The organism is Bifidobacterium sp. wkB338 (genome assembly GCF_003688325.1).
GTDB classification, from domain to species: domain Bacteria; phylum Actinomycetota; class Actinomycetes; order Actinomycetales; family Bifidobacteriaceae; genus Bombiscardovia; species Bombiscardovia polysaccharolytica.
Genome location: NZ_NPOR01000038.1, coordinates 78,101 through 91,061, shown reverse-complemented (window position 1 = coordinate 91,061; position 12,961 = coordinate 78,101). Strand labels below are relative to the sequence as shown.

12 protein-coding genes are annotated in these 12,961 nt (G+C 62.0%); 7 read left to right on the top strand and 5 right to left on the bottom strand.

Features of this window, described 5'->3' with window-relative positions; genetic code table 11:
• The first annotated feature begins 97 nt into the window (after positions 1–97).
• From nusA to CI603_RS07095, 5 genes are all read left to right on the top strand, one after another.
• Entirely contained in the window at positions 98–1,156 is a 1,059-nt protein-coding gene (gene nusA / locus CI603_RS07115; protein WP_046323291.1) for a transcription termination factor NusA, read from the top strand.
• Positions 1,157–1,339: 183 nt separating this feature from the next.
• A complete protein-coding gene (infB, locus tag CI603_RS07110) occupies positions 1,340–4,114 on the top strand; it encodes a translation initiation factor IF-2 (RefSeq protein WP_121913593.1) in 2,775 nt (924 codons plus the stop codon).
• Between the two features lie 129 nt (positions 4,115–4,243).
• Positions 4,244–4,747, top strand: a complete 504-nt coding sequence (gene rbfA / locus CI603_RS07105; protein WP_121913658.1) for a 30S ribosome-binding factor RbfA — start codon at positions 4,244–4,246, stop codon at positions 4,745–4,747.
• 40 nt (positions 4,748–4,787) lie between these two features.
• Entirely contained in the window at positions 4,788–5,816 is a 1,029-nt protein-coding gene (gene truB, locus CI603_RS07100) for a tRNA pseudouridine(55) synthase TruB (protein ID WP_121913657.1), read from the top strand.
• Positions 5,817–5,935: 119 nt separating this feature from the next.
• Positions 5,936–7,069 (top strand): riboflavin kinase, encoded by a 1,134-nt coding sequence (locus tag CI603_RS07095; protein ID WP_121913592.1) that lies wholly within the window; start codon positions 5,936–5,938, stop codon positions 7,067–7,069.
• A 21-nt stretch (positions 7,070–7,090) separates the two neighbouring features.
• Here CI603_RS07095 and CI603_RS07090 read toward each other — a convergent pair whose 3' ends face one another.
• The 4 genes from CI603_RS07090 to radA all read right to left on the bottom strand — a co-directional run bounded on the left by CI603_RS07090 (position 7,091) and on the right by radA (position 11,133).
• Positions 7,091–7,858, bottom strand: a complete 768-nt coding sequence (locus CI603_RS07090) for an amino acid ABC transporter ATP-binding protein (RefSeq protein WP_121913591.1) — start codon at positions 7,856–7,858, stop codon at positions 7,091–7,093.
• On the bottom strand, positions 7,855–8,712 hold the full coding sequence (locus CI603_RS07085; protein ID WP_121913590.1) for an amino acid ABC transporter permease: 858 nt from the start codon (positions 8,710–8,712) through the stop codon (positions 7,855–7,857). The genes CI603_RS07090 and CI603_RS07085 overlap by 4 nt, the downstream gene beginning before the upstream one ends.
• Before the next feature lie 25 nt (positions 8,713–8,737).
• Positions 8,738–9,601 (bottom strand): ABC transporter substrate-binding protein, encoded by an 864-nt coding sequence (locus CI603_RS07080; protein WP_121913589.1) that lies wholly within the window; start codon positions 9,599–9,601, stop codon positions 8,738–8,740.
• Positions 9,602–9,723: 122 nt separating this feature from the next.
• Positions 9,724–11,133 carry a DNA repair protein RadA gene (gene radA / locus CI603_RS07075; RefSeq protein ID WP_121913588.1) on the bottom strand — a complete coding sequence of 470 codons (1,410 nt, stop codon included), beginning with the start codon at positions 11,131–11,133 and terminating at the stop codon, positions 9,724–9,726.
• Positions 11,134–11,223: 90 nt separating this feature from the next.
• On the opposite strand from radA, the gene CI603_RS07070 reads away from it, so the two are divergent.
• Together CI603_RS07070 and CI603_RS07065 are read left to right on the top strand one after the other, a co-directional pair.
• Complete coding sequence (locus CI603_RS07070; protein ID WP_121913587.1) at positions 11,224–11,877, top strand: hypothetical protein; 654 nt, start codon at positions 11,224–11,226, stop codon at positions 11,875–11,877.
• 67 nt (positions 11,878–11,944) lie between these two features.
• Positions 11,945–12,034 carry a 30S ribosomal protein bS22 gene (locus CI603_RS07065; protein ID WP_004268639.1) on the top strand — a complete coding sequence of 30 codons (90 nt, stop codon included), beginning with the start codon at positions 11,945–11,947 and terminating at the stop codon, positions 12,032–12,034.
• A gap of 138 nt (positions 12,035–12,172) precedes the next feature.
• Here CI603_RS07065 and rpiA read toward each other — a convergent pair whose 3' ends face one another.
• On the bottom strand, positions 12,173–12,871 hold the full coding sequence (gene rpiA / locus CI603_RS07060; RefSeq protein ID WP_029678040.1) for a ribose-5-phosphate isomerase RpiA: 699 nt from the start codon (positions 12,869–12,871) through the stop codon (positions 12,173–12,175).
• Positions 12,872–12,961 lie beyond the last annotated feature (90 nt).

The window sequence follows — 12,961 nt, the reverse complement described above, 5'->3', positions numbered from 1 at the left end:
TATTCAAGAACCGGCAGTGTCTGCATGAAAGGTTAGAATAGTAGGCATTGCAGACTAAAAGAAGCGCAGTCTGAATAACTTCATAGGAGGTCTTGACATGGAACTGGACCTGGCTGAAATTCATCAGCTGGCACACGAACAAGGGATTGATGCCGAGACCTTGGATCAAGCACTGAGCGAGGCTCTTCTTCTGGCATACCAGAAGTCGCCTCACGCAGCCAAACACGCACGGGTGGAGCTTGACGAACGTGCAGGGACTTTTACCATCTGGGCACAGGACGAGATCGCTCGAGAACCCACGCCTGAAGAGCCCGAACCGGGATACGACCTGGGTGAGGAATACGACGACACACCAAAGGACTTCGATCGGCTGGCGGCCTCCACGGCCCGTCAGGTCATCCGCCAGCTCTTCCGTGAGGCCGATGACGAACGAGTCTTCGGAGCTTTCTCGGGTCAGAAGGGCCACCTGATCACCGGAATCGTGCAGCAGGATGCCAGTGATCCCGGCAATGTGCATGTGGCCGTGGATAATGTCGAGGCCATTCTGCCCCGCCGCGAGCAGGTGCCTGGAGAGCATTACCGGCATGGCCAGCGGATCCGTGTCTACGTGGTCAATGTCTCCCGTGGGCTCAAGGGGCCGGAAATCATCGTGTCTCGTTCCCATCCGGAGCTGGTTCGCCGTCTCTTTGAGCGGGAGGTGCCTGAGCTGGTTTCCGGTGCAGTCTCCATCATGGCCATCGCCCGTGAGGCCGGGGCCAGAACCAAGATTGCGGTCCGGGCCAACAGCAAGGGAGTCAATCCCAAGGGTGCGCTGATCGGCCCTGGCGGTGCTCGCGTTCGTGCCGTCATGGAGAATCTGGGCCCTGAGAAGATCGACATTGTGGACTGGTCCAAGGATCCAGCTGAATTCGTGGCTGCGGCCCTGTCTCCAGCTGTAGTCCGCCAAGTGCAGATCGTCAGCGAGTCCAACCGTACGGCCATTGCCTTCATCAAGGATGCCCAGCTCTCTCTGGCAATTGGCAAAGAAGGGCAGAACGCCCGTCTGGCTGCCAAGCTGACGGGCTGGAAGATCGGCATCGAGTCCGAGGAGACCCACCAGCAAAAATTGCGTGAGCTGCAGGCGCAATCGCCTTCGGCTGCTGGTGAAGACGCATGAGAGCAAACATCCGAGGACGCGAGTATGCTGGACCCGGTATCCCGAGTCCGGTGGTTTATGCCGTCGGCCCCGGCACAGAGACGAGGTAACACGATCATGGTCGCACGATGAGACAGGATATGTTCGCCGTCATGAAAGAGTGATCGCGCCGGTCATATGCGCGGTCCGGTAAGGAGAAAGTAAGTGCCCAAAGCACGCGTGTATGAGCTGGCCAAGGAATTTGGCGTAGACAGCAAGACTGTTCTGGCGAAATTGAAGGACATGGGCGAGTTCGTCAAGTCCGCATCCTCCACTGTCGAGGCCCCTGTGGTTCGTCGACTCAAGAATGCTTTCCCTCAGAAGGGTCAGGGCGACGCTGGCCAGGCCGCTGCACGAAATGCCCGCCCCGGCAGCCCTAATCATGGAAGCGGCCAGGGTCAGCATGGCCGCTCGCAGTCCAGCGGCACCAAGCAGCAATCCACACCTGGGCCCAAGCCCGGACAGAACCGTCGGCCCTCGGCTGGTGTCGAGGCGCCACGGGGTCAGCAGCGTCCCGGTGGACACTTCCCCAAGCCTGGTGCTCCCCACGGTAACCGCAACGAGCATGAGCAGCGCAACCAGTCCCGTGGGCCCAAGCCCTCGGCCATGGGCAAGCCCGGCCCCCAGGGCTCGCACAACAACGGTCGTTCCGGCGGTTCCGGGGCTTCGCCAGCACGTCATGGCGCACGTCCGGGAGCATCCACGCCTCGTCCAGGCAACAATCCTTTCAGCCGCAAGCAGGGGATGAAGGCGCCTATGCCTTCAGACATTCCCAGGCCGCACCCCATGGCCAGGCCTACCGTCAACGACTCACGCAGAGGCCGGGGTGGATTCCGCAACGGTCGTGGCGGTCGTACCGGACAGGGCGCCCGTCCAGGGCAGTGGGGCCATAGCCGTCCAGGCCAGCAGACCCATCAAGGTGGCGGCAGCCGTTTCGGTGGCGCTTCGTCAGCACCCTCAGGTGGCTTCCGCGGCGGTTCAGGCCGTGGTGGTCGCGGTCGCGGCGGTGCTGCTGGAGCTTTCGGTCGCCAGGGAGGCAAGTCCTCCAAGGCTCGTAAGAACCGGATGGCGAAGAGGCATGAATTCCAGGAGATGAAAGCACCCGTCATCGGTGGTGTGCGCATCCCCGCAGGGAACGGTCGTACCGTTCAGCTTCGTCAGGGCGCTACCCTGGCTGATCTGGCCGACAAGATCAACGTCAACCCTGCTGCCTTGGTCACGGTGCTCTTCCATCTGGGCGAGATGGCCACGGCCACCCAGTCCCTGGATGAGGCCACTTTCCAGATCCTGGGCGACGAGATCGGATGGAAGATTCGCATCGTCTCCGCCGAGGAGGAGGACAAGGAGCTTCTTCAGCAGTTCGACATCAACCTGGACGAAGAGCGTGAGGACCAGGATGACAAGAACCTGCAGCCCAGGCCTCCGGTGGTCACGGTCATGGGCCATGTCGACCACGGCAAGACCCGGCTGCTGGACACCATCCGCAAGACCAACACGACCACCCAGGAGGCTGGCGGCATCACCCAGCGCATCGGGGCCTACCAAGCCACGGTCACCCTGGACGGTGAGGATCGCAAGATCACCTTCCTGGATACCCCTGGCCACGAGGCCTTTACGGCAATGCGTGCCCGTGGTGCTGAGCTGACCGATGTGGCTGTCCTGGTGGTAGCCGCGGACGACGGCGTTATGCCGCAGACCGTGGAGGCCATCAATCACGCCCAGGCAGCTCATGTGCCCATTGTGGTGGCTGTCAACAAGATTGATGTCGAGGGAGCCAATCCCCAGAAGGTACGCGGTCAGTTGACCGAGTTCGGCCTGGTATCCGAAGAGTATGGTGGCGACACCATGTTCGTCGACATCTCCGCCAAGCTGGGCACCAATGTGGACAAGCTCCTGGAGGCCGTCCTGCTGACTGCCGATGCCGACCTTGACCTTCGGGCCAACCCCGACATGGACGCTCGCGGCGCTACGGTCGAGGCCCGTCTGGACAAGGGCCGTGGAGCTGTGGCCACTGTGCTGGTCCAGCAGGGGACCCTGCATGTGGGCGATGCCATTGTGGCTGGATCAGCCTATGGCCGTGTGCGTGCCATGCTGGACGAGAACGGTCGGCAGATGGATGCTGCAGGCCCCTCCACCCCCGTCCAGGTTCTGGGGCTTACCTCGGTGCCTACCGCCGGCGACCTCTTCCTGGTCGCCCCCGACGATCGCACCGCTCGTCAGATCGCCGAGAAGCGCGAGGCTTCGGCCCGCGCCGCTCAGCTGGCCAAGCGCCGCAAGGTGGTCTCCTTGGAGAGCCTGAAGGAGCAGTTCGCCAAGTCCGAGGTGGACATGCTCAACATCGTCATCAAGGGCGACTCCTCCGGCTCGGTCGAGGCGCTGGAGGACTCCTTGATGAAGATCGAAGTCTCCGACGAGGTCGGAATTCAGGTCATCCACCGGGGCGTGGGCGCCATCACCCAGAACGACGTCAACCTGGCTACGGTCGACAAGGCCGTCATCATCGGCTTCAACGTAAGGCCCAACAGGCAGGTCCAGGATCTGGCAGACCGCGAGGGCGTGGAGATCAAGTACTACTCGGTCATCTACAACGCAATCGAGGACATCGAGGCCGCGCTCAAGGGCATGCTCAAGCCGGAATACGAGGAGGTTACCACCTCCCACTCCGAGATCCGCGAGATCTTCCGCTCCTCCAAGTTCGGCAACATCGCGGGCGTTATGGTCCAGGATGGCACCGTCAAGCGGGGCACCAAGGCTCGAATCGCCCGCAACGGGGTGGTCACTGTCAACGACCTGGAGATCTCCTCCCTGCGCCGGTTCAAGGACGACGTCAACGAGGTATCCGAAGGCTACGAAGCTGGCATCAACCTGGGCTCCTTCAATGACATCGAGGTGGGTGACATCATCGAGACCTACGAGATGCAGGAAGTGGAACGCAAGTAGAGCCTGTTGACCATCCGACCACATGTCGGAGGGTCCGTGGCAATCCGCCCCGGTCTGGGTACTCCCTGGCCGGGGCGGATGTCCATGAATGCGATGATTGGTCATGGACGGTTCGAGAAAGGAATCATGATGGCTGGAAATCCCCGCGCTGTACGCATAGCGGCCCTGATACAACGGGTCGTAGCCTCTGCGCTGGAGTCCCAGATGCACGACAAGCGCCTGGCAGGGGTCACCGTCACTGAGGTTCGGGTCACCAACGATTTGCAGATAGCCAAAATCTATTGGACCCAGCTGGGTCGGTCGGGCCATGAGGCCGGGGAGCGCAAGCGCGCCCAGCAAGCCCTGCGGCAGGCCTCTGGCAGGCTGCGCACCCTGGTCGGTGCCCGGGCCGGTCTGCGTCTGACGCCTACGCTGCGCTTCATCTACGATGAGGTGCCTGCCGAGGCGACCGAGATTGAGGATGTGCTGACCGCAGCCCGTCACCGGGACGAGGCCATGGCCAAAGCCCGGGTCAATGCCAGCTATGCCGGCGACCCCGATCCATACAGGCATGACGACGAGGAAGAGGCCGATGGGTCGGACTCCGTCCCTGATGAACCTGCGGCAGAGGGTGCGGATGAAACCGACCGTTGAAGGCATCGGTGGGGCAGAGGCTTACGAGTCGTCTGATGGTATGGAGTCCGGCACCGGTGAACCGACCTCGGGCATCATCCTTGTTGACAAGCCGAGCGGTGTGACCAGCCATGACGTGGTGGCTGCAGTTCGTTCTGGCCTTGGCATGCGTCGCGTAGGCCATGCCGGAACCCTGGATCCCATGGCCACTGGTCTGCTGGTCATAGGGTTCGGCCAGGCCACGCGCCTGCTGACGGTCATCGTCGGCCATGATAAAACCTATAGAGCCACTATTCGCCTGGGACTGGGCACCACCACGGACGACGCGGACGGTGATTTGCTGCCGGTGCGTCCTGGAGCTGCGCAGAGGGTGGATGAGCTGACAGCCCAGGATCTGCAGGATCTGATTGATCGCTGCTTCACCGGCTGCATCGACCAGGTGCCTGATGCATTCTCTGCCATCAAGGTCAAGGGCAAGCGAGCTTATGATCTGGCTCGCGCAGGCCAGGAGGTCAAGCTGGAGCCCCGACGCATTCGGATTGCATCCTTCAATCTGCTTGACTTTCGCCGTGTGGCTTTGCCCGATCAGGGAGTCAAGGTGGTCGATGTGGATGTTGAGGTGTCCTGCTCCAGCGGCACCTACATCCGCGCCCTGGCTCGCGATCTGGGCGAACGCCTGGATCTGGGCGGTCACTTGACGGCCCTGAGAAGGATTCGAGTGGGTCCATTCGACCTGGAGGATTCCGACCTGGCATCCAGGGTTCTGGGCGGTCATGTGGTCCCTCACACCTACCGGAACCGCCAAGGTCAGACGGTTGTTCGCAGTCGCATGGTCCTGGACCGCAACCGGCAGGCGATGTTGGATGGCTCGCTTGACCTGGTGCAGGCGGCACGCATGAGCATGCCCGTTCTGAACCTGGATGCCGACCAGGCCGTCAGAGTCTCCAACGGCGGATTCTTGGATCTGCCCGTCACTGGGCCCACAGCTGCCCTGGCAGGGTCTCAGGGCAAGCAGCGGCTGGCTGCTATCCTGGCGCCCGGTTCACGAGGCGGGGCCAAGCCGGATGTGGTCTTCCACCCCGAGGCCTGAGTGCGTAGGTTCGTGTTTAGCTCCAGGGTCTTGCCAGGGTGCGCCGGTGGGAATACAGTGCTTAAGGAATTTTCGGTGCCCGGGTTCGGGGACCGCCATGACTAAGTGATGGGAAGCGGATGAAGGTCAGCCAGGTCAGCCCGGACGAGTCGGGCATTGTCAGGTGGCCGGGAACCTTGGGGGCCCGGTCCAGCGTGGTCACCATCGGTGTCTTCGATGGTATGCACCGGGGTCATCAGGCCCTACTGCGCCGGGTGGTCGAGCTCGCTGCCAAGAATCAGGATCGGCCCATGGCCCTGGTCTTCGACCCAAGTCCCAAACTGGTTCATAGCTACGCTGACGGCCATGACATGACCGAACCGCCCCTGGACCTGATTCGCCATGACCCTGATCAGATCATGCCTCTGGAGGAGCGCCTGAGGCTGATGGCCCAGATGGGGCTGGATCAGGTTGTGGTGGTCCGATACACGCTGGCCTTTGCAGCCAAGTCCTATCGATTCTTCCTCAAGCAGCTTACCGAACAGCTGGCCATGCGAACGCTGGTTCTGGGCAGCGATGCGCAGATGGGCGCAGGGCGGGTCGGTGATATCAAGGCGATTGGCGATCTGGCAGACACAGGACTGTTCAACCTGGAGGTAGTGGACGACCAGGGACCCGGCGACTGCACACTGCCTGACGCTGACGGCCTGGAGCGACGTCGTGTACGAGCCTGGAGCAGTTCCCACCTTCGGCAGTTGATCCTGGACGGCGATGTGGGTGCGGTCCTGGATATTCTGGGCCGGCCGCACATGGTTCAAGGCACAGTGGTCCATGGGGAGCAGCGGGGTCGCCGCTTGGGATTCCCGACTGCCAATCTTGCTCCCGACAGCCAGGGGATGATGCCCGCAGATGGAGTCTATGCAGGCTGGCTGGTTGACCTGGGTCTGCCTACGGATCCTATGGCGACGCCGGAGGGACGGGAGGGGCGGCTGGCTCAGGGTTCGCCCTGGCGGATGCCTGCCGCCATCTCCATCGGCACCAAGGAGACCTTCCTGGCTCCTGGCCAGAAAATGCCAAGAATCCTGGAGGCCAATGCCGTCAGGTCGGATTGGGTGGACTTGTACGGTCACCGGGTCCGGGTGGAATTCCTCAGCCGTCTGCGCGGTCAGAAACGGTATGCGGGCGAGAAGCCCCTCAAACGACAGCTGGCCCTGGATGCCGATCGCACCCTGGAGCTGACCAAGGCTGCAGGAAGAGTGTTTTCCGTCAACTGAAGACTGTAGGAACCTTGGAACTCACAGCCCTCGGAAGTGGCTGAAAAACTCCCTGGTTCGCGGATTCTCAGACTCGTCCATGACCTCTTGCGGCGTTCCGTTCTCGGCGATGACACCGTCCAGCAGCAGGACAACCCGGTTGGCCGCATGATGGGCGAAACTCATCTCGTGGGTGGCCATGAGAATAGTGGTGCCTCCGGCGGTCAGCTCCGAGACCATGGCCAGGACCTCACCTACCAGCATGGGGTCCAGGGCTGAGGTGATCTCATCCAGCAGGAGCAGTTCCGGGTCGGTCATCAGGGCTCGGACGATGGCCACCCGCTGCTGCTGGCCGCCTGAGAGCTGATCGGGGTAGGCTCCGGCTTTCTTCTTCATGCCGATTCGATCCAGCAGTTCCAGGGCCCGTTCCCTGGCCTGGTCCTTGGGCATGCCATGAACCTTGATGGCCCCCAAGGTCACGTTTTTCAGGACGTTCATGTGGGGAAAGAGGTTGAACTGTTGGAAGACCACGCCGATTCTGGCCCGACAGGCATCCTGGTTGATCCTTGGATCCGTGATGTCGGTGCCGCCCAGCCATATCCGTCCATCGTTGACGGTCTCCAACAGGTTGATGCACTTCATCAGGGTGGACTTGCCCGACCCGGAGGGACCCAGCAGGGCCACGGTTTCATGAGGCATGATGGTCATGGAAATGCCGCGCAGGACCTTGTTGCCCCCAGGGTAGGTCTTTCGCACGTCCTCCAAACGGAGCACCGGTTGGTTCTGATCGGCGCCTGCCTGTTCGCTCATACCATGCCTCCGCTCTGTTCGCGCTTGCGCAGCCGGTTGGAATACCAGTCGTTGAGAAGAATGAAGGGGACCGAGGTGGCGATGAAGAGCACTGAGGCCACCACGTAAGGGGTGAAGTTGTAGGAGGTGGCCACGATGATCTGGGCCGCCCTGACCGCGTCGACGGCTCCCAGAACCGAGATCAGCCCGACGTCCTTCTGCATGGAGATGAAGTCGTTCATCAGTGCCGGAGCCACCTTGCGCAGAGCCTGGGGGATGACGACCAGACGCATGGTCTGCCCCGAGGTCAGGCCCAGTGAGCGTGCTGACGCCCTTTGGGAGGGGCCGACGTCCTGGAAGCCGGCCCTCAGTACCTCGGCGATGTAGGCCGAATAGGAAAGGATGACCGCCACGGTGCCCAGTAGAGCTGCCGGAATCCGGTTGAAGATGGCCAGTCCGGGAATGCCGAAGCCAATCAGGTAGAGGACCACAATCATGGGGATGCCCCTCATGATTGTGGTGTAGATCTGGGCCAGCACCCGCAGGGGAAAGAGCAGCGGGTTCCGGCTGGTGCGAATCATGGCCAGGAGGGTGCCCAGCAGGGCCACGCCGATGACCGCGAAGAAAAGGACCTCCAGATTGAGCCAGAGCCCCTGGAGGACCTTAGGGAAGGCTTTCGCGAAGTAGGCGCCGGAGAAAAACGACTGCTTGACTCGGGGCCAGCCGGGTGAGGCGTGCAACCCAAGGGCGATCAGCAGGGCCAGTACAAGCGTGCTGGCGATGCTGATCGCCACGGAGCGCAGATTCTGTCGACGGCCATAGCGTTCCCGTTCCCGTTGAATATCGCTGACCGCGTCCTGTGCCGAGGTGGCCATGAACGACAAGGTTTCCTTTCTTCTCTCAGCCCAGGGTGGGCAGGGAGGTGTAGACGTGCAGCCACTGCTTCTGCAGCTTGTCCAGTGTCCCATCCTTCTTCAGGGTGGTGACAGCCTTGGAAGCGGCCGAGGTCAGCTTGGACCCCTTGGGCAGAACTATGCCCATGCCCTCCGGGTCCTGCGAGCCCTTGATCTGCCCGAGAATCTTGGCGTTCTTGACCTGCCCGGAATCGACCATGGTTACGGCTGAAGGGGTGTCCACGACAAGCGCGTCGATCTGATTGGCATCCAAGGCCTGTGACGAGGCCACGTCGTCGTTGAAGGTGTCGATGTCGGGTTTGACCAGCTTGTGGGCCATCTCGTAGGAGGTGGAGCCGACCATGGCGCCTATCTTGGCGTCCTTGATTTGGGCCAGGGAGGTGGCGGAGGCATATGGGGAGTTGTTTCTGACCACCAGTGACTGGGTGGAGTTGTAGTAGCTGGGAGTAAAGTCGACAGCTTGCCGGCGTTCAGGGGTGATGGAGAATTGCTGGATGTTCAGGTCGTAGTCCTTGCTTCCCGGGGCGATGGCGGCATCGAAGGTGGTCCTAGTCCAGGTGACGTGTGCCTTGTCGAATCCCATTTTCTCTGCTACTGCATAGGCCACGGCAGCCTCGTAACCTTTGCCGGATTCGGGCTTGTTGTCCTGCACGTAGGGGGCGTAGGCCGGGTCTCCAGTGGCAATGGTCAGGGTGCCGGGATTGATGGTCTGCTGGGTGATGTCCTGCTTGGCCGCTGACTGCCCGCTGTTGCTCGATGAGGAGCCACAGGCCGCGCCGGCCATGAGCGTGACTGTCGTGAGTGCGGCCGCCGTCAGCCTGCGTATGGTTTTCCTGGTGAAGATGGTCATGCTGATCTGCTCCTCGCGATGATGATGGGTGTCGGTCTTCCGGCGACTCCATCCTAGTCCGGCAGGTTAACGAGTCGGCAGGTGAACGCCATATGGTGCGATAGGGGACCAGCGGCCACTTTTCAGACCAGCCCCAGAGCCTCCAGAGCCTCGGCAAGATAGGTGACTTCGATCACTTCCAATCCCTGAATGGGCTTTCGACCTCCTGAATGTCGGTCGGGCGGGACCAGCGCCCGGGTGAATCCCAGGCGAGCGGCTTCTTGCAGCCGGTGGTTGAGCTGAGGCACAGGCCTGACCTGTCCTGTCAGTGATATCTCGCCCATGGCACAGGTGGTGCGCAGGATGGGCCGGGACTTGGCTGCACTGGCCAGGGCGGCCACGATTGCCAGATCGCATCCGGGCTCCTTGGCCAGCCCGCCAGCGATGGTGGACACATATAGGTCTCGTGTCAGCAGGTTGACCCGGCCGTGGCGGTAGAGCACCGCGGCCAGCATGGCCAGGCGGTTGGCATCGATTCCATTGGTGTTGCGGCGGGGAGTGGGCAGAACCGAGGAGGTGACCAGAGCTTGGATTTCGATGGGTAGGCTGCGGTGGCCATCCAAGGTAAAGGTCACGCAGGTGCCCTCCACCTCCTGCCCGGCCGTGGACAGGAAGAGCCCAGTGGGATCGCTGACCTCTTCGATACCCTGCTCGCCCATGTCGAAGCAGCCCACCTCGTCGGTGGGGCCGAACCGATTTTTGACGGCTCTCAGCAGGCGTAAAGCGGTCTGGGAATCGCCCTCGAACTGGCAGACTACATCGACCAGATGCTCGAGGGTGCGCGGCCCGGCTATGGATCCGTCTTTGGTCACGTGGCCTACCAAAAGGATGGGGATATCGTGCGACTTGGCCATGTCGATCAGGCTGATGGCTACCTCGCGTACCTGGGTGGAGCCCCCGGAGATGCCGTCGACCTGGCTGGAGACGATGGTCTGGGCGGAGTCCACAATGGCCAGTGCCGGCTTCTCGCGCTCGATCAGCCCCAGCACCGTGGCCAGGTCGGTCGTCGAAGCCAGCAGCAGTGAATCCTTGAGCGCTCCCACCCGACTTGCCCGCATTCGCACCTGAGCCTGGGACTCCTCGCCGGATATGTAGAGCACCTTGTCTTCCTGGTCGCCCAGGTCGGCTACACGGCCAGCGGTCTCCAGCAGGAGGGTGGACTTACCGATGCCCGGTTCGCCGGCCAAGAGGATGACCGATCCTGGTACGATGCCTCCTCCCAGGACCCGATCGAACTCCTCGAATCCTGTGGGAATACGCTTTACCTGGTCCGTGCCTACGCGGGTGATGGGCCGGGCCAGGCCGTTCTTCGGGGGCGCAGGCGCCGTATGGCTGCCGCCGGAGGTGGACAGACTCCCGCCTGCGCCTACGACACGGGCTTCGTGGAATTCCTCGATGGTTCCCCACTGGCCGCATTCAGGGCAGCGTCCGAACCACTTGCCGCCGGTCCAGCCGCATTCCGTGCATACGTATTGCGTCGTCGTCTTGGCCATACCTGCACGCTATCGGGATTCAGGGACGAGGAGCTGGGCTTTTACGTCATCTTCGCAGTGCCGACACCCTGTGCATGAGAGAATGGAGGTATGGCTGAGAATCCTTCTGCACCCGTGTCCTCTTCCTCTGACTCCTCCGCGCATGCCAAGCAGCGCCGTCGACGGATCGGTCTGGTCATCGCCCTGGCGGCGGTGGTGGTCCTGGTGCTCCTATCGGCTTTCGTCTGGCCCCACTGGGCGGTGCGCAGTCAAGAGCCCGTTGCCGAGGCCTCGGCTTCCGCCTCCTCACAGCCCTCGCAAGCCAGCAGTCCCAAGGCCAAGGCGGTTCCCCTGCCTGATTCGGCTTCCGAGCTGCTCAAGGCAATGCCTGATACGGTGGGCGAGTTCGCCCGCGTCAAAGCGGATTCCGACAGCGAGTGGAGCACCCGTACACCTATTGAGGAGTACAACCTGGTCTACTCATCCGGCAAGTCGGGCGGGGACGTGACCCTCCACCTGGCTCAGTGGTCCAGGAGCGAAGATGCCAAGGCGCTCTATGACAGCCAGTCCACGGGCATGTCCGGCAAGGAGCTGGCCTCGGGCAATGTTCGCAGCGGCGGCACGGTCACCGGATCCTACCTGGAGAAGGCGGATGGCGACGACGAGCACAAGGCCCTGGTCATCTGGCAGAATGATACGGTGGTTTTCCGCGCCCAGGGTCAGCGGACTGCGCTGGAGGCTTTTTACAAGGCCTTTCCGCTCTAGTCGTCCCGCAAGCGGTGTACGATAAGCAAGTTGGACACTTCCAGGTAACTAAGGATCGGAGGCTCGGATGGGTTCTGTCATCAAGAAGCGCCGCAAGCGGATGAGCAAGAAGAAGCACCGCAAACTGCTGCGCAAGACTCGTCACCAGCGCAAGTAGCTTTATGACTTATGGCCCATCAGGGTCAACGAAGCCCCCCGCATCGAATGGACGCGGGGGGCTTCGTGTATATCATCGCCGGTCAGCGTGGCCAGCCGGATGCCTCCAACCAGTAGGGGAGGGGATGATTGCTGACGCTCACTTGTTGGCGTTGGTCATGACCCGGGGCCCGTTGGGGTCGCCCACGATGACTGTGTCAACCATGTTGAGGAAGAGGCCGTGTTCCACGACACCCACGGTGGTGATCAGGTCCTGGGCCAGATCCTGCGGGTGCTCGATCCGATCCAGATGCAGATCGATGATGTGGTTGTGTTCGTCCGTCAGAACCGGCTGTCCCTGGCCGTCCAACCGCAGTACTGGGTTATAGCCGCGTTCCTTGAAACGATCCAGGACGTGGCGCTCGCCGAAGGGGATGACCTCCACAGGCAGCGGGAAGCGGCCAATGGTGTCGACCACCTTTGACTCGTCCACAATCCAGACGATCCTTCTGGAGTTGACGGCTACAATCTTCTCCCAGAGCAGGGCTGCGCCGCCGCCCTTGATGCCGTTGAAGTCCTTGTCGACCTCGTCGGCCCCGTCGATGGTGACATCGATGTGATCAACCTGGTCGATGTCGACGATGCGGATTCCGTAGCCTTCAGCCTGCTCCTTGGTCCGCCGGGAGGTGGTCACGCCGGTGAACTCCAAGCCCTCTTCCTTCACGCGCCGTCCCAGTTCATCCACAAAGAACCGGACCGTGGATCCGGTGCCCAGTCCGGCGGTCATGCCGTTCTCGACCAGCTTGGCCGCCTCGATGCCGGCGGCCTTCTTCAGTCTGTCCTGCTCGGTCTTGTCCATACACGCTCCTTCATGCCCGCATGCGCTCAACTGCTGATGTCTGCGGGTCTTGTTGATTCAGGTTCATTCCAGTCTAGACGATGGCCCCTG